The sequence below is a fragment of the Mesorhizobium sp. YR577 genome, from assembly GCF_900116595.1.
Classification (GTDB): domain Bacteria; phylum Pseudomonadota; class Alphaproteobacteria; order Rhizobiales; family Rhizobiaceae; genus Mesorhizobium_M.
The window spans coordinates 33,160-56,064 of record NZ_FPBI01000008.1; the positions used below are offsets into that span (position 1 = coordinate 33,160).

The 22,905-nt window shown below is 62.5% G+C and carries 26 protein-coding genes and 1 riboswitch; of the genes, 21 read left to right on the top strand and 5 right to left on the bottom strand.

The annotated features are described in order from the left end of the window. Positions 1 to 15: 15 nt before the first annotated feature. Positions 16 to 1,230 carry an MFS transporter gene (locus BM413_RS13035; protein WP_091913772.1) on the bottom strand — a complete coding sequence of 405 codons (1,215 nt, stop codon included), beginning with the start codon at positions 1,228 to 1,230 and terminating at the stop codon, positions 16 to 18. A 116-nt stretch (positions 1,231 to 1,346) separates the two neighbouring features. On the opposite strand from BM413_RS13035, the gene BM413_RS13040 reads away from it, so the two are divergent. Continuing rightward, positions 1,347 to 1,946: a TetR/AcrR family transcriptional regulator gene (locus BM413_RS13040; protein ID WP_091913773.1), complete on the top strand. Its 600-nt coding sequence runs from the start codon at positions 1,347 to 1,349 to the stop codon at positions 1,944 to 1,946. 9 nt (positions 1,947 to 1,955) lie between these two features. Here the strand turns inward: BM413_RS13040 and bluB are convergent, their stop codons facing one another. After that, positions 1,956 to 2,678: a 5,6-dimethylbenzimidazole synthase gene (gene bluB / locus BM413_RS13045; protein ID WP_091913774.1), complete on the bottom strand. Its 723-nt coding sequence runs from the start codon at positions 2,676 to 2,678 to the stop codon at positions 1,956 to 1,958. A gap of 47 nt (positions 2,679 to 2,725) precedes the next feature. Then, positions 2,726 to 2,910: riboswitch (cobalamin riboswitch) on the bottom strand. 122 nt (positions 2,911 to 3,032) lie between these two features. Between bluB and BM413_RS13050 the strand changes: the two genes are divergently transcribed. The 9 genes from BM413_RS13050 to BM413_RS13090 all read left to right on the top strand — a co-directional run bounded on the left by BM413_RS13050 (position 3,033) and on the right by BM413_RS13090 (position 10,592). Next, positions 3,033 to 3,959 carry a histone deacetylase family protein gene (locus BM413_RS13050; protein ID WP_091913775.1) on the top strand — a complete coding sequence of 309 codons (927 nt, stop codon included), beginning with the start codon at positions 3,033 to 3,035 and terminating at the stop codon, positions 3,957 to 3,959. A 3-nt stretch (positions 3,960 to 3,962) separates the two neighbouring features. Continuing rightward, positions 3,963 to 4,214, top strand: a complete 252-nt coding sequence (locus tag BM413_RS13055; RefSeq protein WP_091913776.1) for an exodeoxyribonuclease VII small subunit — start codon at positions 3,963 to 3,965, stop codon at positions 4,212 to 4,214. 71 nt (positions 4,215 to 4,285) lie between these two features. Continuing rightward, positions 4,286 to 4,558 carry a DUF2277 domain-containing protein gene (locus tag BM413_RS13060; RefSeq protein ID WP_091913777.1) on the top strand — a complete coding sequence of 91 codons (273 nt, stop codon included), beginning with the start codon at positions 4,286 to 4,288 and terminating at the stop codon, positions 4,556 to 4,558. Positions 4,559 to 4,687: 129 nt separating this feature from the next. Then, on the top strand, positions 4,688 to 5,608 hold the full coding sequence (locus tag BM413_RS13065; protein ID WP_091913778.1) for a pirin family protein: 921 nt from the start codon (positions 4,688 to 4,690) through the stop codon (positions 5,606 to 5,608). A 106-nt stretch (positions 5,609 to 5,714) separates the two neighbouring features. Then, positions 5,715 to 7,628, top strand: a complete 1,914-nt coding sequence (gene dxs / locus BM413_RS13070) for a 1-deoxy-D-xylulose-5-phosphate synthase (RefSeq protein ID WP_091913779.1) — start codon at positions 5,715 to 5,717, stop codon at positions 7,626 to 7,628. Between the two features lie 74 nt (positions 7,629 to 7,702). Continuing rightward, positions 7,703 to 8,158, top strand: coding sequence for a GNAT family N-acetyltransferase (locus BM413_RS13075; protein WP_244537857.1), 456 nt, complete (start codon positions 7,703 to 7,705; stop codon positions 8,156 to 8,158). A 99-nt stretch (positions 8,159 to 8,257) separates the two neighbouring features. After that, a complete protein-coding gene (locus BM413_RS13080) occupies positions 8,258 to 8,554 on the top strand; it encodes a hypothetical protein (RefSeq protein ID WP_091913781.1) in 297 nt (98 codons plus the stop codon). Positions 8,555 to 8,592: 38 nt separating this feature from the next. Then, positions 8,593 to 9,354, top strand: coding sequence for a TlyA family RNA methyltransferase (locus tag BM413_RS13085; protein ID WP_091913782.1), 762 nt, complete (start codon positions 8,593 to 8,595; stop codon positions 9,352 to 9,354). Then, complete coding sequence (locus BM413_RS13090; protein WP_091913783.1) at positions 9,351 to 10,592, top strand: class I SAM-dependent RNA methyltransferase; 1,242 nt, start codon at positions 9,351 to 9,353, stop codon at positions 10,590 to 10,592. Before BM413_RS13085 ends, BM413_RS13090 begins: the two co-directional genes overlap by 4 nt. Before the next feature lie 61 nt (positions 10,593 to 10,653). Here the strand turns inward: BM413_RS13090 and BM413_RS13095 are convergent, their stop codons facing one another. The 3 genes from BM413_RS13095 to BM413_RS13105 form a co-directional block, all read right to left on the bottom strand. Beyond that, positions 10,654 to 11,352 carry an NAD-dependent deacylase gene (locus BM413_RS13095; RefSeq protein ID WP_091913784.1) on the bottom strand — a complete coding sequence of 233 codons (699 nt, stop codon included), beginning with the start codon at positions 11,350 to 11,352 and terminating at the stop codon, positions 10,654 to 10,656. 3 nt (positions 11,353 to 11,355) lie between these two features. Then, on the bottom strand, positions 11,356 to 12,768 hold the full coding sequence (gene tldD, locus BM413_RS13100) for a metalloprotease TldD (protein WP_091913785.1): 1,413 nt from the start codon (positions 12,766 to 12,768) through the stop codon (positions 11,356 to 11,358). A gap of 84 nt (positions 12,769 to 12,852) precedes the next feature. Then, positions 12,853 to 13,461 carry an invasion associated locus B family protein gene (locus BM413_RS13105; protein WP_091913786.1) on the bottom strand — a complete coding sequence of 203 codons (609 nt, stop codon included), beginning with the start codon at positions 13,459 to 13,461 and terminating at the stop codon, positions 12,853 to 12,855. Between the two features lie 385 nt (positions 13,462 to 13,846). Between BM413_RS13105 and coxB the strand changes: the two genes are divergently transcribed. The 11 genes from coxB (at position 13,847) to rnhA (ending at position 22,860) form a co-directional block, all read left to right on the top strand. After that, positions 13,847 to 14,713 carry a cytochrome c oxidase subunit II gene (gene coxB / locus BM413_RS13110; protein WP_091913787.1) on the top strand — a complete coding sequence of 289 codons (867 nt, stop codon included), beginning with the start codon at positions 13,847 to 13,849 and terminating at the stop codon, positions 14,711 to 14,713. A gap of 38 nt (positions 14,714 to 14,751) precedes the next feature. Continuing rightward, the gene (gene ctaD / locus BM413_RS13115; RefSeq protein ID WP_091913788.1) at positions 14,752 to 16,401 is read left to right on the top strand and encodes a cytochrome c oxidase subunit I; all 1,650 of its coding nucleotides are present in this window, start codon (positions 14,752 to 14,754) and stop codon (positions 16,399 to 16,401) included. A gap of 74 nt (positions 16,402 to 16,475) precedes the next feature. Continuing rightward, positions 16,476 to 17,423 (top strand): heme o synthase, encoded by a 948-nt coding sequence (locus BM413_RS13120; protein ID WP_091913789.1) that lies wholly within the window; start codon positions 16,476 to 16,478, stop codon positions 17,421 to 17,423. Beyond that, positions 17,420 to 17,578: a hypothetical protein gene (locus tag BM413_RS33110; RefSeq protein ID WP_091913790.1), complete on the top strand. Its 159-nt coding sequence runs from the start codon at positions 17,420 to 17,422 to the stop codon at positions 17,576 to 17,578. Before BM413_RS13120 ends, BM413_RS33110 begins: the two co-directional genes overlap by 4 nt. Before the next feature lie 7 nt (positions 17,579 to 17,585). Then, positions 17,586 to 18,215, top strand: a complete 630-nt coding sequence (locus BM413_RS13130; protein ID WP_091913791.1) for a cytochrome c oxidase assembly protein — start codon at positions 17,586 to 17,588, stop codon at positions 18,213 to 18,215. A gap of 1 nt (position 18,216) precedes the next feature. Further along, positions 18,217 to 19,107, top strand: a complete 891-nt coding sequence (locus tag BM413_RS13135) for a cytochrome c oxidase subunit 3 (protein ID WP_091913792.1) — start codon at positions 18,217 to 18,219, stop codon at positions 19,105 to 19,107. Positions 19,108 to 19,245: 138 nt separating this feature from the next. Then, on the top strand, positions 19,246 to 19,632 hold the full coding sequence (locus BM413_RS13140; RefSeq protein ID WP_091914056.1) for a DUF983 domain-containing protein: 387 nt from the start codon (positions 19,246 to 19,248) through the stop codon (positions 19,630 to 19,632). Continuing rightward, on the top strand, positions 19,629 to 20,381 hold the full coding sequence (locus tag BM413_RS13145; protein ID WP_091913793.1) for an SURF1 family protein: 753 nt from the start codon (positions 19,629 to 19,631) through the stop codon (positions 20,379 to 20,381). Before BM413_RS13140 ends, BM413_RS13145 begins: the two co-directional genes overlap by 4 nt. 69 nt (positions 20,382 to 20,450) lie before the next feature. Continuing rightward, positions 20,451 to 21,461: a 4-hydroxy-3-methylbut-2-enyl diphosphate reductase gene (gene ispH / locus BM413_RS13150; RefSeq protein WP_091913794.1), complete on the top strand. Its 1,011-nt coding sequence runs from the start codon at positions 20,451 to 20,453 to the stop codon at positions 21,459 to 21,461. Beyond that, on the top strand, positions 21,461 to 22,423 hold the full coding sequence (locus BM413_RS13155; protein ID WP_091913795.1) for a homoserine kinase: 963 nt from the start codon (positions 21,461 to 21,463) through the stop codon (positions 22,421 to 22,423). The genes ispH and BM413_RS13155 overlap by 1 nt, the downstream gene beginning before the upstream one ends. After that, on the top strand, positions 22,420 to 22,860 hold the full coding sequence (gene rnhA, locus BM413_RS13160; RefSeq protein ID WP_091913796.1) for a ribonuclease HI: 441 nt from the start codon (positions 22,420 to 22,422) through the stop codon (positions 22,858 to 22,860). The genes BM413_RS13155 and rnhA overlap by 4 nt, the downstream gene beginning before the upstream one ends. Positions 22,861 to 22,905: the final 45 nt, after the last annotated feature.

Here is a 22,905-nt window from a genome sequence, read left to right on the forward strand (position 1 = left end):
TTCTTTGCAGCCGGCTTATTCTGCCGGCTGCGGCAATGGCGAAACCATGCGTCTCTCGCCGCCGAGCGACCTCTGGCCCAGAAGCACGGTCAGTAGAGCAATCGTGCCGGCTGCTACCGATACCCAGAAGCCGTTGTGGGCGCCGTAATTATCCACCACCCATCCGGTTGCGAATGAGCCGAGCGCCATGCCGATGCCGATGCCGGTCATCACCCAGGTGACCCCTTCGGTCAGCATTGCTGCCGGCACGCGGCGCTCGATCAGGCCGAAAGCGGTGATGAAGGTGGGCGAGATAGCCACGCCGCTGACGAAGATGGCCAGCGCCAGCAACGGCACGGTATTCACGACCAGCAGCGGCAGTGTCGTCAGCGCAATGATGGCGACCGCGATGGCCAACTGGCGTTGCAACGGCATTTTCAGGTTCAGCGCGCCGATGATCAGGCCGACCACGAAGGAGCCGACGGCATAGACGCCGATGACAAGGCTTGCAGCGCTCGGCTGGCCGAGTTCCTTGGTGATCGCCACCGCGCTGACTTCAGCGGTCGCGAAGATCGCGCCGATGAAGATCAGGGCAAAGGTGATGATCTGAACCGGCCGCTGCCGGATCGCCGAGCCGCCGCCACCATGGTCCAGCGGCCTGATTCCGGGTTCCGTCGAATGTTGCAGGATGAAGGCCGCCGATCCGAATGCGAGGAACAGCGTGCTCGCCAGCATGCCCGCTTCCGGGAACAGGGCCACGCTGAGGCCCACCGACAGCGACGCGCCGGCGATATAGACGAGTTCGTCCGCCGCCGATTCGAAGGCGAAGGCGGTGTTGAGTTCAGGACGGTCGTGGAAAATCTCGGACCAGCGCGCCCGCACCATTGCCGGCATGCTGGGCATTGCCGCGGCCACAAACGCCGACACGAACAGCGTCCAGATCGGCCAGTTCTGGTTGGTGGCGACAAGCAGTGCTGCGAAAGCGATCACCGAGATGATCGTTGTTGGAACGAGTACCCTTGTCTGGCCGAAGCGATCGACCAGCCGCGAGATCTGAGGGGCGAAGACGGCATTGGTCAGCGCATAGGTTGCAGAGACGGCACCCGCCAGCCAGTATTCGCCATGGGTCTGCGACAGCATGGCGACGATGCCGATCGGCGCCATGGCGATTGGCAGCCGCGCAATAAAACCGGCGGCAGCGAAGCCTTTGGCTCCCGGCGCCTTGAATATCTCGCTATAGGGGTTGGACATCGAATGCTCCTGGATTTCCAGAGGGGCACCACTTACATACGTGGCGTATGCAATCTAGATAGTTGCATACGTCGCGTATGTCAAATAATATACGCATCGTATGCGAAGGAGATTTGATGGCGCATAAACCACGCAAGGAGATGATCGCCGAAACGCGCGCCAAGTTGGTGGAGGCTGCGCGTCATGCTTTCGGCACGGTCGGCTATGCGGAAGCCTCGATGGACGATTTCACCGCCGCAGCCGGCCTGACCCGCGGCGCGCTCTATCATCACTTCGGCGACAAGAAGGGCCTGCTCCAGGCCGTTATTGCCGAGATCGACGGCGAGATGGCGGTGCGGGTGCGCGAAATCGCGGAAAAGGCGCCGACGCGCTGGCAGCATTTCGTCGACGAATGCACCAGCTACATCGAACTGGCACTCGATCCGGAAATCCAGCGCATCCTGTTCCGCGACGCCCCTGCCGTGCTGGGTGATCCGTCGCAATGGCCGAACGCCAGCGCCTGCGAAGCCTCGATGACGGAAAATCTGACCCAGCTGCAGGAAGAGGGGATTGTCGTTCCCGATCTCGACCCGGGCACCGCGGCGCGGCTGATCAATGGCGCGAGCAGCCAGGCATCGCAGAGGATCGCGAATTCCGATGATCCCGAGGAAACCTCACGCAAAGCCGTCTCGGCCTTCAAGACCTTGCTTAACGGGCTGCTGGTCGACAAGGGCTGAGAGGGCGCGTTAACGGGGCACGTCGTTGGCGATGTCCTTCAGCGCGTCTTCGCCTTCGCCGCCGAAGATCTCGCTCATGATCAGATCGGAAAGCGGCAGGCGGCTGCCCCAGCCGTTTCGCTCGAGGTCGGGTCGCGGCGCGAATTCCGAGACATGGCCGACGCAGAGATAGGCGATCGGGACGACGTGGCCGGGAATGTTCAGCACGCGTTTCAAAGCGTCCACGTCGATGATGCTGACCCACCCGACGCCGATGCCCTCAGTGCGCGCCGCCAGCCAGAAATTCTGCACGGCGCAAACCGTGCTGTAGATGTCCATCTCGGGATTGTGCCAGCGGCCGAGCGGCGAACCCTTCGAGCGAGAGCGGTCGCAGGTGATGCAGAGGTTCAACGCGCTTTCGCATATGCCTTCTAGTTTCAGCTTGCGGTAGAGCGCCTGCCGCTCCTCGGCGATATTAGGCAGTTCCTGCTCGCGGGCGGCGAGGAAAAGGTCGCGCACGGCCTGCCGGCGCTGCATGTCGCGGACGACGATGAAGTTCCAGGGCTGCATGAAGCCGACGGAGGGCGCGTGGTGGGCGGCGAGCAGCAGCCGGGCCAGCACCGTATCGTCTATCGGGTCGGGACGAAAATGGCTGCGCACGTCGCGGCGGGTGAAGATGGCGCGGTAGACGGCATCGCGCTCGGCTTCTTCGAAGGCATTTTCACGGCAGGCGCGGTTGCGGACAGCATTCATCGCATTTCCCCTTGCGATCGAAAAAATGTCGCTCCGCCTGTCCACGCGGATGACTATTTCTGCCGGGCCGGTCTTCTGGCTTGGGTTCATCCCGCGTCCGGCGCCTTCCCGTTCAAACGAACAGTGGCATTTGCCGGTGCGGTTCCCCTTACAGCGTTGGGCACGCCACGGATTTTCACCGTGTTCCCGATTCTCCCACCTTGCGGCAGGCACCTGACAGTGCCGAAGACTTAGCGCGCAACGCTTGCAAAAACATCCCCCGATGCCGACCTATGATTTCGCAAAGAGGATTTTCCCCAGGCTTCCGGCGCCGACGCATGGCGGCGGCACGGTCTTTCCTGATAGGATGTTTGCATGACGACGCGTCTCTATTCACATCCGATCTATCTCGAGCATCTGACGCCGCCCGGCCACCCGGAGCGCCCGGACCGCCTGCGTGCAATCGCGCGCGTGCTGGAAGACGAGGCCTTTGCCGCACTCGACCGAGTCGAGGCACCGGAGGGCGACGAGGCGACGATTCTTTACGCCCACCCGGAAAGCCATGTCGAAAAAGTGCGCGCGGCTATCCCGCAAGAGGGTATCCGTTCCATCGATGCCGACACCTCCGCCAGCCCCAAAAGCTGGATCGCGGCGCTGACGGCGATAGGTGCGGCGAACGCGGCTGTGGACGACGTGTTTTCCGGCAAGGCCGACAATGTCTTCGTCGCCAGCCGCCCGCCGGGGCACCATGCCGAAAAGACCACGGCGATGGGCTTCTGCCTGTTCAACAATGCCGCGATCGCCGCGCGCTATGCACAGAAGAAGCACGGCGCCGAGCGCGTCGCCATCGTCGACTGGGACGTGCACCACGGCAACGGCACGCAGGACATTTTCTGGGACGACCCGTCGGTGCTCTACTGCTCGACGCACCAGATGCCGCTTTACCCCGGCACCGGCGCGAAGAACGAGACGGGCGCCGGCAACATCGTCAACGCGCCGCTGGCACCGCAGACCGGCAGCGACATTTTTCGCGAAGCGATGCGTTCGCGCGTGTTTTCGGCGATCGACGATTTCGCGCCGGACCTGATCATCATTTCGGCCGGTTTCGATGCGCATCACCGCGACCCGCTGGCCGAGATCAACCTGACCGAAGACGATTTCGACTGGGCGACCGGCGAACTCATGGACCGCGCCACGCGCCATGCGAGCAACCGGCTCGTCAGCCTGCTGGAAGGCGGATACGACCTCGAGGGCCTGTCGTTCTCGGTCGCGGCGCATGTAAAGCGCCTGATGAAAGGATAAGGAATGGCTACCGAGCCGAGTGAAGAAATCAAGGCGATGAGCTTCGAGCAGGCGCTGGAGGCGCTGGAAAAGATCGTCGACGATCTGGAGCGCGGCGACGTGCCGCTCGACCAGTCGATCAAGATCTATGAGCGCGGCGAAGCGCTGAAGACCCATTGCGACCGGCTGCTCAAGGCCGCCGAAGACAAGGTCGAGAAGATCCGCCTGTCGCGCGACGGCAAGCCGGTGGGCACGGAGCCGCTCGACGGCGAATGACTTGACGTCGCGGCACCTCGCGCCCAGTTATGAAGCAGACAAAGGGTCGATGGAAAATCCGGGAGCTGACGATGTGCCGCAATATCAAGACGTTGTTCAATTTCGAGCCACCGGCGACGCATGACGAGATCCGCGACGCAGCACTTCAGTTCGTCCGCAAGCTGAGCGGTACGACGAAACCTTCCAAGAAGAACGAGGAAGCCTTCAACCGCGCCGTCGATCAGATAGCGGAGGCGGCGCACGAACTGCTGCATTCGATGGAAACGCACCAGCATCCGCGCAACCGCGAGGAAGAAGCCGCCAAGGCGAAGGCCCGTTCGGCGCTGCGTTTTGCAAACGCATGACGCTTGTCGTGCGCCTGTTCTAGGCTCAGCGATTGAACATACCGTCTCCGGTATGGGACTTTCGATTGTCGCGCTTGGGGCGTAGCCTCTCTGCATAAGGTTGAACGCAACCGCAGACCGGAGTGTCCCATGAGCTTTTTTCCCGCACGCGATCCCGAACCGGGCGACGCCTTCTCCTGCGATGCCATCGAGCTGATGGTCATTCCCAACGCCAAGGACATCGGTGGCTTCGAGGTGCGGCGCGCACTACCGACGGCAAAGCGCAGGCTGGTCGGACCGTTCATCTTCTTCGACCGCATGGGGCCGGCCATCCTGCGCGCAGGCAAGGCGCTCGACGTGCGCCCGCATCCGCATATCGGTCTTTCGACCGTCACCTATCTGTTCGATGGCAAGATCAGGCACCGCGATTCGCTCGGCACGGAAATGGTGATCTCGCCCGGTGACGTGAACCTGATGACCGCCGGGCGCGGCATCGTCCACTCCGAGCGCACGCCCGAGGAAATGCGCGGTGCGCCGATGTCGGTTTCGGGCCTGCAGACCTGGATCGCGCTGCCCGACCACAAGGAGGAAATCGCGCCCGTCTTCGAGAATACCGCAAGCGCCACGCTGCCCGAATTCAGCGCCGAGGGCGTGACCGGGCGGGTGGTGATCGGCGAGCTTGAAGGCATGCGCGCGCCGGTGACGACCTATCACGACACGCTCTACGCCGATATCCGCCTCGCCCCCGGCGCCAGCTACAGCATTCCCGCCGACGCCGAGGAACGCGCCATCTATGTGCTTGACGGCAGCATTGTGATTTCCGGCGACCGTTTTCCCGAAAACCGGCTGCTGGTGCTGAAGCCGGGCGACGAGATCGTGGTTTCGGCGGAAAATGGCGCCCATTTCATGCTGTTCGGCGGTGCTTCGCTCGGTTCGCCGCGCCATATCTGGTGGAATTTCGTCTCGTCCTCCAAGGAACGAATCGAGCAGGCCAAGCAGGAATGGAAGACCGGCCGCTTCGACATCGTGCCAGGCGACGACAAGGAATTCATACCTTTGCCTGAAAGTTGATGCTTATGACGCTGGGATACGCGTCATCACCGCACATTTACTTTCCGGAGCCGACGCTCTATCTCCAATCTGTAGACTAAATGGATTACAGACAGGCTTCGACCTCGTGACTTTGCCACCTAAGACGCCGCTGCTGGACAAGGTCCGCATTCCCGCGGACCTCAAGCTGCTGCCCGAAAGCGACCTGCCACAGCTCGCTTCGGAGTTGCGCGCCGAATTGATCGACGCCGTTTCGCACACTGGCGGACATCTTGGCGCGGGCCTCGGCGTGGTCGAACTGACGGTGGCGCTGCACTACGTCTTCGACACGCCGGACGATCGCATCATCTGGGATGTCGGCCACCAGGCCTATCCGCACAAGATTCTCACCGGCCGCCGCGACCGCATCCGCACGCTGCGCATGGAAGACGGGCTGTCCGGCTTCACCAAGCGCACCGAGAGCGAATACGATCCCTTCGGCGCCGCACATTCCTCGACCTCCATTTCGGCCGGCCTCGGCATGGCGGTGGCGCGCGACCTCAATGGCGGCACCAACAACGTCATCGCCGTCATCGGCGACGGCGCGATGTCGGCGGGCATGGCCTATGAGGCGATGAACAATGCCGGCGCGCTGAATGCGCGGCTGATCGTCATCCTCAACGACAACGACATGTCGATCGCGCCGCCATCGGGCGCGATGAGCGCCTATCTGGCGCGGCTGGCGTCGGGCAAGACCTATGCCGGCATCCGCGATCTCGGCAAGAAGCTGACCTCCTATCTCGGCGCACGCGCCGACCGCGCCATCACCCGAGCGGTAGAACATGCGCGTGGCTATGTCACCGGCGGCACGCTTTTCGAGGAGATGGGTTTTTACCACATCGGCCCGATCGACGGGCACAATCTGGAACACCTCGTTCCGGTGCTGAAGAATGTTCGCGACAATGGCACCGGCCCGATCCTGATCCACGTCGTGACGCAGAAGGGCAAGGGTTATGCCCCTGCCGAAGCCGCCGCCGACAAATATCACGGCGTCAACAAGTTCGACGTCATCACCGGCGCGCAGGCCAAGGCCCCGGCCAATGCGCCGAGCTACACCAAGGTTTTTGCCGAAAGCCTGATCCAGGAAGCGCGCGAGGACGACCGCATCGTCGCCATCACCGCCGCGATGCCTTCCGGCACCGGGCTCGATCTCTTCGGAGAAGTATTCCCGAGCCGCACTTTCGATGTCGGCATCGCCGAGCAGCATGCCGTGACTTTCGCTGCCGGTCTGGCGACGGAAGGGTTGAGGCCTTTCGCGGCGATCTATTCGACCTTCCTGCAGCGCGCCTACGACCAGGTCGTGCATGACGTGGCGATCCAGAAATTGCCGGTGCGCTTCCCGATCGACCGCGCAGGCTTCGTCGGCGCCGACGGGCCGACCCATTGCGGCGCCTTCGACACGACCTATCTCGCCTCGCTGCCGGGTTTTGTCGTGATGGCAGCCGCCGACGAGGCGGAACTGCGCCACATGGTGCGCACTGCCGCAAGCTTCGACGAAGGCCCGATCGCCTTCCGCTATCCGCGCGGCAACGGCGTCGGCGTCGACATGCCCGAGCGTGGCTCGATTCTCGAAATCGGCAAGGGCCGCATCGTCAAGGAAGGCACCAAGGTGGCACTTCTGTCCTTCGGCACGCGCCTGCAGGATTGCCTGCTTGCCGCCGAGGAGCTCGACGCCGCCGGACTTTCCACCACGGTTGCCGACGCCCGCTTCGCCAAGCCGCTGGACGAAGATCTGGTTCGCCGGCTTGCGCGTTCGCATGAGGTGCTGTTGACGGTGGAAGAAGGCTCCATCGGCGGTTTCGCCAGCCACGTGCTGCATTTCCTGGCCAAGGAAGGCCTGCTTGACACGGGCCTGAAGGTGCGTCCGCTGGTGCTGCCGGACGAATTCACCGACCACGCCAAGCCGGAAAAGATGTATGTCGACGCCGGGCTCGATTCGACCGGCATCGTGCGCACGGTGTTTGCAGCGCTCGGGCAGTCGGTGCGCTCGGCCACGGCCTGATCGGCCGTCGTTCGATGCAGGCAGCCGCGCCATTCCAACTCGTGCGGGCAACGGAAGCAGACATTCCCTTCATCATGGAGACCGAGCGGCTCGAAGAGTACGACCGGCTTGTCGGACGTTGGGATGAAGCGCGCCACGTGGCGGCGTTGAACGACGGTCGGCACGCATATTTTGTCGCGCACGCATCGGACGAACGCCTGGGCTTCGCCATCGTGCGGGACTGGGCCTCGCCTGAAGGCATTGCAACGATAAAGCGCGTTGCGGTGCGGCAGCCTGGAAAAGGCATCGGCAGAGCCTTGCTTGCCGCCTTGGCCGATTTGGTTTTCGAACAGACGAACGTCTATCGCCTTTGGCTGGGTGTTTTTCCAGAGAATCTTCGTGCCCGCAGGGCCTATGAAGCCTGCGGGTTCATTGCCGAAGGTGTCGCGCGCGGCAGTGCATATTTCGGTGGCGAGCATCGCGACGAACTTGTCATGGCCCTGCTGCGCCCGGAATGGGTGGCCCGAAAACAGGGCGGGCCGCGAGGTTGAGAATCCATTTACTTTCAACCTTGAGTATTTGCTTACCTTGTCTCTTGGGCCATTTTTAGCGCGTTGCCGCTAGAAAACTCTCCGGGCAGGGAGAGCACGATGAAAATGCTTTTGGGGAGCGCGGCATGTCTGGCCGTGCTGAGCGCACCGGCAAATGCGCAGATGCGCTACGATGTGAAACTCGAGCAGGCCGTCATGGAAATCGTCGCGCGCAAGATCGGCGACATTCGCGGCGGATTTTCCTATGAGCGCAAGCCGGAATTCGTGGTCCTCCACGACTCCTATTCCTATGCGCCGACCTTTCTGGAAAGCGCGCGGGCGGAGCTGATCCGGCGCTTTGACGAAGGCCTGCTGCCGATCACCGAGCGCACGGTTTCCCGGATCATCGTCTTCTGAAGCTTGCGTTCCCTGCATGCATTCGCCAATGAAGGCGGATGAACGCCAATTCCAAAATCGAAACACGCCAGAGGCTCGACGAATTGCTCGTCGGGCGCGGCCTGTTTGCCAGCCGCTCTCGGGCGCGCGATGCCATCGAGCGCGGCACGGTGACGGTTGACGGCACCGTTGCGGCCAAGGCCGGGCAGGGCGTTTCGTCCGAGGCTGTGATCGCCGTGGACGACCCGGCACAGGCCTATGTCTCGCGCGCCGCGCTCAAACTGATTGCCGGGCTCGACCGTTTCGCCATCGATCCTTCCGGCCGTACGGCGCTCGATATCGGCGCGTCGACCGGCGGCTTCACGCAGGTTCTGCTGGAGCGGGGTGCGGCGCATGTCGTCGCGATCGACGTTGGCCATGGCCAGATGCATCCAAGCCTGAGAACCGACAAGCGTGTACTTTGCATCGAGGGGCTGAATGCGCGGGAGCTTTCCGCCGGTGATCTCGATGGGCATGCGCCCGACCTGATCGTCTCCGACGTCAGCTTCATTTCGCTGAAACTCGCTCTGCCGCCCGCACTTGCGCTGGCGCAATCCGGGGCGCACGGCATCTTTCTGGTCAAGCCGCAGTTCGAGGCCGGACGCGAGGCGATCGGCAAGGGCGGGTTGCTCAAGAACCCGGCCGACGCACCGCTGATCGCCGAAGCGCTGAAAGATTGGCTCGACGCGGTGCCGGGCTGGCGCGCCATTGGGATCTGCCCTTCGCCCATCGAAGGCAGTGACGGCAATCGCGAATTTCTGTTGGCCGGGGTAAAGGCATGAGCACTCAGTTTCAGATCGCACGCCTCGGTGCGCAGGGCGACGGCGTGGCGGACACGCCGAGCGGCCCGGTGTTCATTCCCTTCGCGCTGGCGGGCGAGACGGTGACCGCCGCGCGCGAGAAGGATCGTGCGATGCTGATCGCGGTGCTGGAAGAATCGCCACTCCGCATCCACCCGGTATGCCGCCATTTCACCGATTGCGGCGGTTGCGCTTTGCAGCATCTGGAGGCGCAGGCCTATCTCGACTGGAAACGCGACAAGGTGGTGCAGGCGCTGAAGAGCCGCGGCATCGAGACGGATGTTGCAGCCACGGTTCCCTGCGCGTCGCATTCGCGTCGCCGCGCCATTTTCTCGGTGCGCCGCACGGAAAGCGGCATGCTGCTCGGCTACAATCGGGCGCTATCGCACCAGATCATCGACATCGAGGAATGCCCGATCATCGAGCCGGAGATCGAGCGCGCGCTGCCGATGCTGCGGCAACTGGCGGCACTCCTCTGCAAGACCGCCCAGCCATTCCACATGACCGTCACGCATTCTGCTTCGGGGCTGGATGTAGCGGCTCAGGACGGCGGCAAGCTCGAGGACAAGGCCCGCATGTTGGTTTCCGCCTTTGCGATTCGCGAAGGGCTGGCGCGGGTGGCGGCTGATGGCGAGATCATCGTCGAACCGAAGAAGCCGGTCGTGACATTCGGCAATGTGTCGGTCGCGCCGCCTTCGGGCGGCTTCCTCCAGGCTGTCGCATCGGCTGAAGAGGTCATGGCCGGGCTGGTCGGCGAACATCTGAAGAAGTCGAAGAAGGTGCTCGACCTGTTTGCCGGCGCCGGCGCATTTGCCCTGCGCCTTGCGGCAAACTCCGAAATCCACGCCGTGGAAGGCGATGCGGCAGCTCTTGCAGCGCTCGATCGCGGCTTTCGATTCGCCTCCGGCCTTAAGCGCGTGACGGTGGAAAAGCGCGACCTGTTTCGCCGGCCGGTCACCTACAAGGAACTTGCAGCCTTCGATGGTCTGGTGTTCGACCCGCCGCGCGCCGGCGCCGAAGACCAGTGCAAGCAGATCGCGAAATCCGAGGTGCCATTGGTGGCTGCGGTTTCATGCAACCCGACGACGCTGGCGCGCGATTTGCGCATACTGATCGACGGCGGCTACAGGCTGAAAAGCGTGACACCGGTCGACCAGTTCCTGTGGTCGGCGCATGTCGAGGCGGTCGCGCTGCTGGAGAAGCCGAAGAAGCGGCGGTGAGTCTTATCCGCCCAGGCCATGATCCCGAAAAGTGGATGCCGGTTTTCGGAACGGATCATGGTCAGATAAGAAGCCGATCGACGAAGGCGGGCACGATCTTCGTCGCGGGACCGTATTCCGCTTCATCGAAGTTCGAATAGCCTTCGGAGCGCTCAAGGTTGAGCTCGACCGTATGCGCCCCGGCAGCCCTGGCCTGCTCGACGAAGCCGGCGGCAGGATAGACATTGCCGCTGGTGCCGATCGAGACGAACAGGTCGCAGGCATCGAGCGCCTTTTCGATCTGTTCCATGTGGTAGGGCATCTCGCCGAACCAGACGACATCGACGCGCATCCGCCCCCTTGCCTTGCACCAGGGGCATTGCGTATCGATGGACATGTCGCCCGACCAGGGCCGGCGCATGCCGCAAGCCTCGCAAAGCGCCGAATTGAGCTCGCCATGCATGTGGACAAGCTTTTTCGATCCGGCGCTTTCGTGCAGGTCGTCAATGTTCTGCGTGACCAACAGGAATGAACCCTTGAAGGCAGGCTCAAGCCGCGCGAGTGCCTCATGCGCAGCATTCGGCTTGATGCCGAGCATGCGGCGGCGGCGCTCGTTGTAGAAATCATGAACGCGGCCAGGATTGCGCGCAAAGCCTTCCGGCGTCGCGACGTCGCGGTAATCGACCTTGGACCAGATGCCATTCTTGTCGCGAAAAGTGTCGACGCCGGATTCGGCGGAAATGCCTGCGCCGGTGAGGACGACGATACGCTCGAAGGCCAAGGGTTAGACCCGCGTGCCGCCGAGCGTCATCTGGTTCATTCTGAGATGCGGCTGGCCGACGCCGACGGGGACGCCCTGGCCGGCCTTGCCGCACATGCCGATGCCGGTGTCGAGTTTCATGTCGTTGCCGACCATGGTCACGCGGTGCATGGCATCCGGGCCGTTGCCGATCAGCATCGCGCCCTTGATCGGCTGGGTCACCTTGCCGTTCTCGATCATGTAGGCCTCGGTGCAGCCGAACACGAATTTTCCGCTGGTTATGTCGACCTGGCCGCCGCCGAAGGAGACGGCGTAGACGCCGTTCTTCACCGAGGCGATGATCTCCTCAGGCGCCATGTCGCCGGCGGTCATATAGGTGTTGGTCATGCGTGGCATCGGCTGGTGCGCGTAGGATTCGCGGCGGCCGTTGCCGGTGGCGTTCATGCCCATCAGGCGCGCATTCTGCCGGTCCTGCATGTAGCCGACCAGCTTGCCGTCCTCGATCAGTACATTGCGGTTGGTCGGCGTGCCTTCGTCGTCGACGGTCAGCGAGCCGCGGCGCTCGGCGATGGTGCCGTCGTCCACGACCGTGACACCCTTGGCCGCGACCTGCTGGCCAAGCAGGCCGGCGAAGGCCGAGGTCTTCTTGCGGTTGAAATCGCCTTCCAGCCCGTGACCGACAGCCTCATGCAGCATGACGCCCGGCCAGCCGCTGGAAAGCACGATGTCGAACGTGCCGGCGGGTGCGGGAATGGCCTGGAGATTGACCAGCGCCTGGCGCAGCGCCTCGTCGGCGGCATGCTGCCAGCTGTCCTCGATGAGGAATTCGCCAAAGCCCTTGCGTCCGCCCATGCCATAAGAACCTGATTCCTGGCGGTCGCCTTCGCCGACGACGACGGAAACATTCATGCGCACCAGCGGGCGCACGTCGCGGACGATCTGGCCGTCGGCGCGCAGGATCTCGACATGCTGCCATGACGAGGCGAGCGATGCCGTCACCTGGCGCACGCGGGGGTCCTTGGCGCGCAGCCACGCATCGATTTCCTGAAGCAGCTTGGACTTGGCTTCGAAAGAGGGCGACGGGATCGGGTTCTCGTCGCTGTAGAGATGACGGTTGGTGCGGGCTGGCGCTGCCGCAAGCGTGCCGGAATAGCCGCCCTTTACCGCCGAGACCGCATCGGAGGCGCGCAGGAGCGCTGCTTCGGAAAGCTCGCTCGAATGGGCATAGCCGCTCGCCTCGCCGGCGATGGCGCGCAGCCCGAAACCCTGGTCGGTGTTGAAATTGGCGGTCTTCAGCCGGCCATTGTCGAACATCAGCGATTCGCTCTCGCTGTATTCAAGATAGAGTTCGCCGTCGTCGCTGCCGTTGATCGTGTCGCTGACGATCCGGCGGATCTGGTCTTCGGAAATGTCGAATTGGCCGAGAAGGCTGTTCATGGCGGGTCCGCCTTGTTTTCGAGAAATCAATCGACCCACGATGTAGGCGCGCCGGCCCGTTTCGGCAATGCGCTCGCGCCTATCTTACTGGGGCAGGGCGGCAAAGCCTTCGGCGAAACCCTTGAGGTCGACGGGAATGCCGATGCCTTCTTCAGGCGTCTGGAAGACGATGAAGGTTGCCGACGTGCCGGTCTTCAAGGTGTCGAGCAGCGGCTTTTCGAGGATGACCTCGGCATAGCAGCCGTCGCCGAAGCAGCGCACGAAATAGGCGCGGCCGATATCCTTGCCGTCGACATTGAGGCCAAGGCCGTTGGGCAGGAGAACGCCGAGCGGCGCCAGGACGCGGAGGATTTCAGCCTTGTTGTCGGCCGTGCGCAGCACGACCACCGACAGGCCCATCTCCGGCCGGTCCTCGGCGATAACGTTCTGCATCATCACGCACTGCTCGGCGGTAGCACCAGCCGGCGTGTCGCAGATGATCGACCAGGCGCCATGCGTCGAGCGAACCGAACCGCTCTGCGGCTGCGGTGCCTGTGGAGCCGGATTGGCCGGCGCAGGCGCGGCCTGCGGTGCCGGCGTGGCGGGCCTTGGCGTCGGCGCAGGCTGTTGCTGCGCGCCCGCCGGGACGACCGTTCCGGACAGAGCGGCGAAAAGGACGACCTTCGCCAAGGTTCTCGAAAGCCGAGATTTCATGATGGCTCCATTGCGAATCACGGAAAACCATACCGTGACGACAGAAATTATAGGGCAAGACAGTGACCGAACCAGCCAATAGCGGCAGTTTGCCCGTTTTTCCAAGCGAAATTCGCCCGAATTGCGACTGGGCCGACATGTTTGAAGTGGTGTGGCCGTAATAAGGATTTCTCATCCTCTATAGCGATCCTCCACCCCAAATCCGAAAATACTTTGTCCAACCGAGGCTTGCGCGCAAAAATGCCGCATGGGTTCTCGTGCTCCTTTCTTGCGGTCGGAAAGAGAGTATGGTTTGAACCACCGCTAGGACCACCGGGATTCCCTTTCCGGTGCGGTAGCATATTCGTGCGGCCCGGACGCATGGAATTGGGAGACATTGAGGGCGATGAGAAAAATCCTTGCAAGTGCCGGAGCTGCGGCAGCCTTTTTCGCCACCGCTGCAGCCTATGCGGCGCAGCCGACGCCGTGGCAGACGGCATTTCAGCCGGCAGCCACCGGCATGATGGAGCAGATCACCTGGTTCGAGCACTACACGCTGTGGTTCATCGTGCCGATCACGCTCTTCGTGCTCTTCCTGCTCGCCTATTGCATCATCAAGTTCCGCGCCAGCGCGAACCCGACGCCTTCGCGCACCAGCCACAACACGCTGATCGAAGTGATCTGGACGGTCGGACCGGTCGTCATCCTGCTCTTCATCGCAGTGCCCTCCTTCCAGCTCCTGACGTCGCAGTATACGCCGCCGGAAGAGGCCAAGATCACGCTGAAGGCGACCGCCAACCAGTGGAACTGGGATTACGAATACCAGAATGACGAGCCGCTCTCGTTCAACTCGGCTCTTCTGGCCGATGGTGACCGCGCAGCCGCCGGCAAGGAAGATCGCGGTGCTTATCCGCGCCTGCTGGCCGTTGACAACGAGGTTGTCGTTCCGATCAGCACGACAGTGCGCGTTCTGGTTACCGCCAGCGACGTGATCCACGCCTTCGCGATGCCGGCCTTCGGCGTCAAGACGGACGCGGTGCCGGGCCGTATCAACGAGATCTGGTTCAAGGCGGAAAAGGAAGGCCTCTATTACGGCCAGTGCTCCGAGCTTTGCGGCAAGGATCACGCCTATATGCCGATCGCCATCCGGGTCGTCTCGGATGCGCAGTATACGACGTGGCTGGCTGCGGCCAAAACCGACCTGAATGGCGCCAACAAGGCGTTGATGGCCGAAATCGACAGCACCAGCAAGGTGGCAGCCGCCGGCAATTGATGCCGCGGCTGGACAGACATTAGGGAACGGAGCGGAATATGGCAGGCGCTGCAGCTCACGATCATCATGATCACAGACCTTCGGGTTTTGTTCGTTGGGTTTTCTCGACCAACCACAAGGATATCGGAACGCTCTACCTGATCTTCGCGATCATGGCGGGCATCGTCGGCGGCTTCCTGTCGGTGATGATGCGCTGGGAGCTGGCCGAACCGGGCATTCAGGTTTTCCATGGTCTTGCATCCATGGTCTACGGCGTCGAGGGTGACGCCGCGATCGATGCTGGCAAGAGCATGTACAATGCCTTCACCACCGCTCACGGCCTGGTCATGATCTTCTTCATGGTCATGCCGGCGCTGATCGGCGGCTTCGCCAACTGGATGGTGCCGATCATGATCGGCGCGCCGGACATGGCGTTCCCGCGCATGAACAACATCTCGTTCTGGCTGCTTCCGCCGGCGTTCATCCTGCTCATTCTCTCGGCCTTCATGCCGAGCGCTCCCGGTGCCCACGGCGTCGGCGGCGGCTGGACGATCTATCCGCCGCTCTCGACCTCCGGCCAGCCCGGCCCGGCAATGGATCTGGCGATCCTGTCGCTGCATATCGCGGGTGCGTCGTCGATCCTCGGTGCGATCAACTTCATCACCACCATCTTCAACATGCGCGCTCCGGGCATGACGCTGCACAAGATGCCGCTGTTTGCCTGGTCGGTGCTGATTACCGCTTTCCTGCTGCTGCTTTCGCTGCCGGTTCTGGCAGGCGGCATCACCATGCTTCTGACCGACCGCAACTTCGGCACGACCTTCTTCGCGCCGGAAGGCGGCGGCGACCCGATCCTGTTCCAGCATCTGTTTTGGTTCTTCGGTCACCCGGAAGTCTACATCCTGATCCTGCCGGGCTTCGGCATCGTCAGCCACATCGTCTCGACCTTCTCGAAGAAGCCGGTATTCGGTTATCTCGGCATGGCCTACGCCATGGTCGCGATCGGCGCCGTCGGCTTCATCGTCTGGGCGCACCACATGTACACGACCGGCCTGTCGCTCGACACGCAGCGTTACTTCGTGTTCGCAACGATGGTCATCGCGGTTCCGACAGGCGTGAAGATCTTCTCCTGGATCGCAACGATGTGGGGTGGCTCGATCTCGATGAAGACGCCTATGATCTGGGCGATCGGCTTCATCTTCCTGTTCACCGTCGGTGGCGTCACCGGCGTTCAGCTCGCCAATGCCGGCCTCGACCGTTCGATGCACGACACCTATTACGTCGTGGCTCACTTCCACTACGTGCTGTCGCTGGGTGCCGTGTTTGCGATCTTCGCCGCCTGGTACTACTGGTTCCCGAAGATGACCGGCTACATGTACTCGCCGTTCATCGCCAACAGCCACTTCTGGATCACCTTCGTCGGCGTGAACCTGGTGTTCTTCCCGCAGCATTTCCTCGGCCTCGCCGGCATGCCGCGCCGCTACATCGACTATCCGGACGCCTTCGCCGGCTGGAACCACGTCTCCTCGATCGGTTCCTACATCTCGGCCTTCGGCGTGCTGGTGTTCTTGTTCGGCGTCTTCGAGGCATTCGCCAAGAAGCGCGTTGCCGGCGCCAATCCGTGGGGTGAGGGTGCGACGACGCTGGAATGGCAGCTGCCTTCGCCGCCGCCGTTCCACCAGTGGGAACAGCTTCCGCGCATCAAGTAACGCGCGGCTGACAAGATACGAGACCGCCGCTTGCCGGCGGTCTCTGCCAAACCGAAAGAGTGGACTGCGTAGGCATGGCCCTGGTTGACAAGAACACGCTGGATGACGGAGGCTTTCGCATGTCGGAAGCGACCGCCCGCGACTTCATCGAGCTGCTCAAGCCGCGCGTGATGTCGCTTGTCGTGTTCACGGCATTCGTCGGCCTCGTCGCCGCTCCGGTGTCGATCAATCCTTTCATCGCCGTCGTCGCCATCCTGGCGATTGCCATCGGTGCGGGCGCTTCCGGCGCTTTGAACATGTGGTACGACGCCGATATCGACGCGGTCATGACCCGCACCGCCAGCCGGCCCGTGCCGTCGGGCCGCGTGCTGCCGGGCGAGGCTCTGGTCTTCGGCCTGATCCTGTCGGCGCTTTCGGTGATGACGCTCGGCGTGCTGGTCAACTGGCTGTCGGCTGCACTGCTTGCCTTCACCATCTTCTTCTACGCCGTCATCTATACGATGTGGCTGAAACGCTCGACGCCGCAGAACATCGTCATCGGCGGTGCAGCCGGCGCGTTCCCGCCGATGATCGGCTGGGCTGCTGCGACCGGTTCGGTTAGCCTCGAAAGCGTCATCCTGTTCCTGATCATCTTCCTGTGGACGCCGCCGCATTTCTGGGCGCTGGCGCTGTTTAAGTCGCAGGATTACGGCCGCGCCGGCATCCCGATGATGCCGAACGTTGCCGGCGAGGCTTCGACCCGCAAGCAGATATTCGCCTATTCGCTGCTTCTGGCGCCTGTCGGCATGCTGCCCTGGGCCTTCGGTTTCACGACAGCCGGTTATGGCGTCGTCGCCACCGCGCTCGGCATCGGCTTCATCTGGTATGCCTGGAAGGTTCTGGTCATGCCCGACAGCGATCGCGTCATGAAGCCGGCCAAGGCGCTGTTTGCCTATTCGCTGCTCTATCTCTTCGTCATCTTCGCTGCCTACCTGGCTGACAGCGTCGTCGAACGCACGCTGGCTTCGGGAGTGTGGGCATGATCGAGAATGAACTGGTAACGCTGACCGACAAGCAGAAGAAGGCGCGCCGCAGCCGCTCGATCGCCATCGGCCTCGGGCTCGCCGTACTTGTGATCATTTTCTACGTCTCGACGATCATCAAGTTCGGCCCCGCAATCCTCGACCGCGCGCTGTGAGGACCGAATGAATCGCGAAACACTCGTCGATCCGAAGACGCAGAAATCCAACAAGGTGGTCGCAGCCGTCTGCGCGGCCTTTTTCGCCGGCATGATCGGCATGGCCTATGCGGCGGTGCCGCTCTACGCCATGTTCTGCAAGGTGACCGGCTATGGCGGCACGACGCAGCGCGTCGACCAATATTCCGACCGCATTCTTGATCAGAAGGTGACGATCCGCTTCGACGCCAACACGACCGGCGGCCTGCCGTGGAAGTTCCAGCCGGTGGCGCGTGACATGACGATCAAGATCGGCGAGACGGCGCAGGCCCATTACACGGCCGCGAACATGTTCGACAAGCCGACCTATGGCCGTGCGACCTTCAACGTCACGCCGGAGCTGGCGGGCGCCTATTTCAACAAGGTCGAGTGCTTCTGCTTCACCGATACGACGCTGAAGCCAGGCGAGACGCTCGATATGCCGGTTGTTTTCTATGTCGATCCCGACATCGTCAACGTGCCGGAACTGAAGGACGTGAAGACGATCACGCTTTCCTATACCTTTTTCCCCATAGAGGGGGTAAAGCCGGTTGCGGCAGCGCCGCAAGCTGGACCAATCAAGACTAACGACAATACCGACGGAAACCTCGGGGGCTGACATGGCTGACGCGCACGCAAAACCGAATCACGACTATCACATCATCGACCCGAGCCCGTGGCCGTTCCTGGGTTCGCTCGGCGCGCTCGTCATGGCGATCGGCGGTGTCGCCTGGATGCAGTTTCTGAAGCAGGGGAACTTCCCGTTCTTCGGTTTCAACCTGGCTGCCAGCCACTGGTACATTTTCGCCATCGGCCTCGCGATCGTCCTCTACACCATGTACGGCTGGTGGGGCGACACCATCAAGGAAGCGCATGAGGGCCACCACACCCGCGTCGTGTCGCTGCACCTGCGCTACGGCATGATCATGTTCATCGCCTCGGAGGTGATGTTCTTCGTGGCATGGTTCTGGGCGTTCTTCGATGCCAGCCTGTTCCCCAATGAGGTCCATCAGGTTGCTCGCGCGGAGTTCACCGGCGGCGTCTGGCCGCCCAAGGGCATCGAGGTCCTCGACCCGTTCCACCTGCCGCTCTACAACACTATCATCCTGCTGCTGTCGGGCACGACGGTCACCTGGGCGCACCACGCGCTGATCCATGGCGACCGCAAGGGCCTGATCAACGGCCTGGCGCTTACGGTCGGCCTCGGCGTGCTGTTCTCCTTCGTGCAGGCTTACGAGTACATCCACGCTCCGTTCACCTTCCACGACTCGATCTACGGCGCGACCTTCTTCATGGCGACCGGCTTCCACGGCTTCCACGTCATCATCGGCACGATCTTCCTGCTCGTCTGCCTGATCCGTGCGATGAAGGGCGACTTCACGCCGAAGCAGCATTTCGGCTTCGAGGCTGCCGCCTGGTACTGGCACTTCGTCGACGTCGTCTGGCTGTTCCTGTTCGCCTCGATCTATGTCTGGGCGTCCGTAGGCGCGACGATCGCTCACGGCCACTGAGGCAACATATCGTGTTATTGGAAGGCGGTCGTGGCAGCACGGCCGCCTTCCGCTTTTCTGGCGCAATGACGGGGCAAAGATCGGTTCGGACTTCGCCGGCCCGCTTTCCTCGATAGAGACAGAACCATGACCCAGCCCATGCATGAAGATCAGGCGCTCTGGCCGCCGGTTGAGCCGATCGCGGCGGGTCTCAAGGGACGCTGCCCGCGCTGCGGCGAGGGAAGGCTATTCTCGAGCTTTCTGACGGTCGCGCCGCGTTGCGGCACCTGCCGGCTCGATTATTCCTTTGCCGATGCCGGCGATGGCCCGGCGGTCTTCGTCATCCTGATAATCGGCTTCATCGTCGTCGGCTCCGCGCTGTGGATGGAAGTTACCTACAATCCACCGCTGTGGCTGCATTTCCTGCTGTGGATACCGCTGACGGTGATACTCAGCCTGACGGCGCTGCGGCTGATCAAGGGCGTGCTGATCACGCTGCAATACCGCAACAAGGCCGCCGAGGGGCGCATGGATCAGCCGGAATGAGTGGTTCTGCTGTATCCGGCTTCCGTGTGAGCAGGCCGGCACGAGTGCTTGCATTGGTCCTTGGCTTGGCGGCTTTCGCCGTGCTGATCGGGCTCGGCACATGGCAGGTTCAGCGGCTGCACTGGAAGGAGGCGCTGCTGGCGACGATTGACCAGCGCATCCATTCGGCACCGCTGCCGCTTGCCGATATCGAGAAGAAGTTCGCCGAGGGCGGCGACGTCGATTACTGGCCGGTGACGGTCAGCGGCCAGTTCATGCACGAAAGCGAGCGGCATTTCTTCGCCACCTATGAGGGCGATTCCGGCTTTTACGTCTATACGCCGCTGAAGCTTGCCGACGGCCGCGCCGTCTTCGTCAATCGCGGCTTCGTGCCCTACGACCTGAAGGATGCGACGAAGCGGCCTGCTGGTCAGATCACCGGCGAGGTGACAGTCACCGGACTTGCCCGCAATCCGCTGCCGGGAAAACCATCCTCGATGGTCCCGGACAATGATACGGCCAAGAACGTCTTCTACTGGAAAGACCGCGACGTCATGGCTGCGAGCGCTGGCCTGCCTACTGGCGCGGCACTCGTGCCCTTCTTCATCGATGCCGACAAGACGCCCAACCCCGGCGGTCTGCCGGTCGGGGGCGTGACGATGATCGACCTGCCCAACAGCCATCTGCAATATGCCGTCACCTGGTACGGGCTGGCGGCAGCACTCGCCGGCGTGCTCGGCATGTGGTTGTTTCGCTCGCGGCGCGGCTAATAGCACAGCCGGCCTTGACATAAGGTGGGTGCAGACATCATTTCGGCACTATCAAAAAGACCGGACGCCATGCCTGAAATCTCATCCAAGCCGCCACTCACCATCCGGCTCTGCCAGCCGCGCGGATTCTGCGCCGGGGTCGACCGTGCCATCCAGATCGTGGTGCTGGCGCTGAAGAAATACGGCGCGCCGGTCTATGTGCGCCACGAGATCGTGCACAATCGCTACGTCGTCGAAGGCCTGCAGAATCTCGGCGCGGTCTTCATCGAGGAGTTGAACGAAATTCCCGCCGAGCATCGCGAATGCCCGGTGGTGTTTTCGGCCCATGGCGTGCCGAAATCCGTGCCGGAAGACGCGCAGGCGCGCAACCTCTTCTATCTCGACGCGACATGCCCGCTGGTGTCGAAAGTCCACAAGCAGGCCATGCGCCACCAGCGCCTTGGCCGCCACGTGCTGCTGATCGGCCATGGCGGTCATCCGGAAGTGATCGGCACGATGGGGCAACTGCCCGAGGGTTCGGTGACGCTGATCGAGACCGAGGCCGATGTCGCGGCTTTTGTCCCCACTGATGCCGATGCGCTCGGCTTCGTCACCCAGACGACGCTGTCCGTCGAAGACACTGCCGGCCTTATCCGCGCGCTTCAGGAGCGGTTCCCGGCGATGATGGCGCCTTCGGCCGAATCGATCTGCTATGCCACCACCAACCGCCAGGAGGCGGTGAAGGAAACTGCCTCCGGCGCCGATCTCTTCCTCGTGGTCGGCGCGCCGAATTCCTCGAACTCCAAGCGCCTTGTCGAGGTTGCGGAACGGGCCGGCGCGAAAATGTCGCTTCTCGTGCAGCGCGCCTCCGAAATTCCATGGGATGACATCGCCGGCATTTCGACTTTGGGCCTTTCGGCGGGAGCGTCCGCGCCGGAGATCATCGTCGACGAGATCATCGACGCCTTCCGCGCCCGTTTCGACGTGCAGGTGGACCTGGCGATAACGGCGACGGAAACGGAGAATTTCCCGGTAATGAGCGTGCTGCGCGACATGAAGCTGACCCCGTCGGATATGGCCTTCGTCAACGGAACCGTATGATGGCAGTCTATACGGACGTTTCCGAAAACGAGCTCGGCGCGTTTCTGAAGGAATATTCGATCGGCGACCTTCTGTCCTACAAGGGCATTGCGGAGGGCTCCGAGAACTCGAATTTCCTGCTGCACACGACAAGTGGCTCCTACATCCTGACGCTTTATGAGAAGCGCGTGGACAAGGACGACCTGCCGTTCTTCCTCGGGCTGATGGAGCATCTGGCCAAGAAGGGCATTTCCTGCCCGTTGCCGGTGCATCGCCGCGACGGCAGCGTCACCGGCACGCTGGCCGGCCGCACGGCAGCAGTGATCACCTTTCTCGAAGGCATGTGGATGCGCCGCCCGACGGTGGCGCATTGCCGCGAAGTGGGCACCGCACTGGCAAGCCTGCATGTCGCCGGCGCGGATTTCCCGCTCAGCCGGCCCAACGCGCTGGATATCGCCGGCTGGCGCAAGCTGTGGGAAGGATCGCACGACCGCGCTGATGAAGTTGAAAAAGGGCTGGCGGCTGAAGTTGACGCGGACTTCGCCACGTTCGAGTGCAACTGGCCGAAGGACCTGCCCGCAGGCGTCATTCATGCCGACCTGTTCCCCGACAATGTCTTCTTTCTCGGCGAACGGCTCTCGGGGCTGATCGACTTCTATTTCGCCTGCAATGATCTCTATGCCTATGACGTGGCGATCTGCCTGAACGCCTGGTGCTTCGAGAAGGACGGCTCCTTCAACCTGACCAAGGGCACGGCATTGCTGGCGGCCTATCAGGCGGTGCGGCCGCTGAGCGATGCGGAAAAGCAGGCACTGCCAATCCTGGCGCGGGGTGCTGCACTTCGCTTCATGCTGACGCGGCTCTATGACTGGCTGACAATTCCCGATGGCGCGCTCGTCCAGAAACGCGATCCGATGGAATTCATCCGCAAGGTGCGGTTCCACCGCCAGATCAATTCTGCGTCCGAATATGGGTTGAAATGAACAAATCAGTCGAAGTCTTCACCGATGGCGCCTGCTCGGGCAATCCGGGTCCCGGCGGCTGGGGTGCCATCCTGCGCTTCAACGGCAAGACCAAGGAGCTTTCCGGCGGCGAGGCCGACACGACCAACAACCGCATGGAGCTGATGGCTGCGATCTCGGCGCTGAACGCGCTGAAGGAGCCGTGCGCGGTCGAGCTTCACACCGACAGCAAATATGTGATGGACGGCATTTCGAAATGGATTCACGGCTGGAAGAAGAACGGCTGGAAGACCGCTGACAAGAAGCCGGTGAAGAACGGCGAGCTATGGCAGGCGCTGGACGAGGCGAACAAGCGTCACAAGGTCACCTGGCACTGGGTCAAGGGCCATGCCGGCCATGAAGAAAACGAGCGTGCCGACGAACTCGCCCGCATGGGCATGGCGCCATTCAAGAAATAGCTTGTAGCAATAGCAATTGGCCGGACGCGCGGGCAGGCCGCGCAT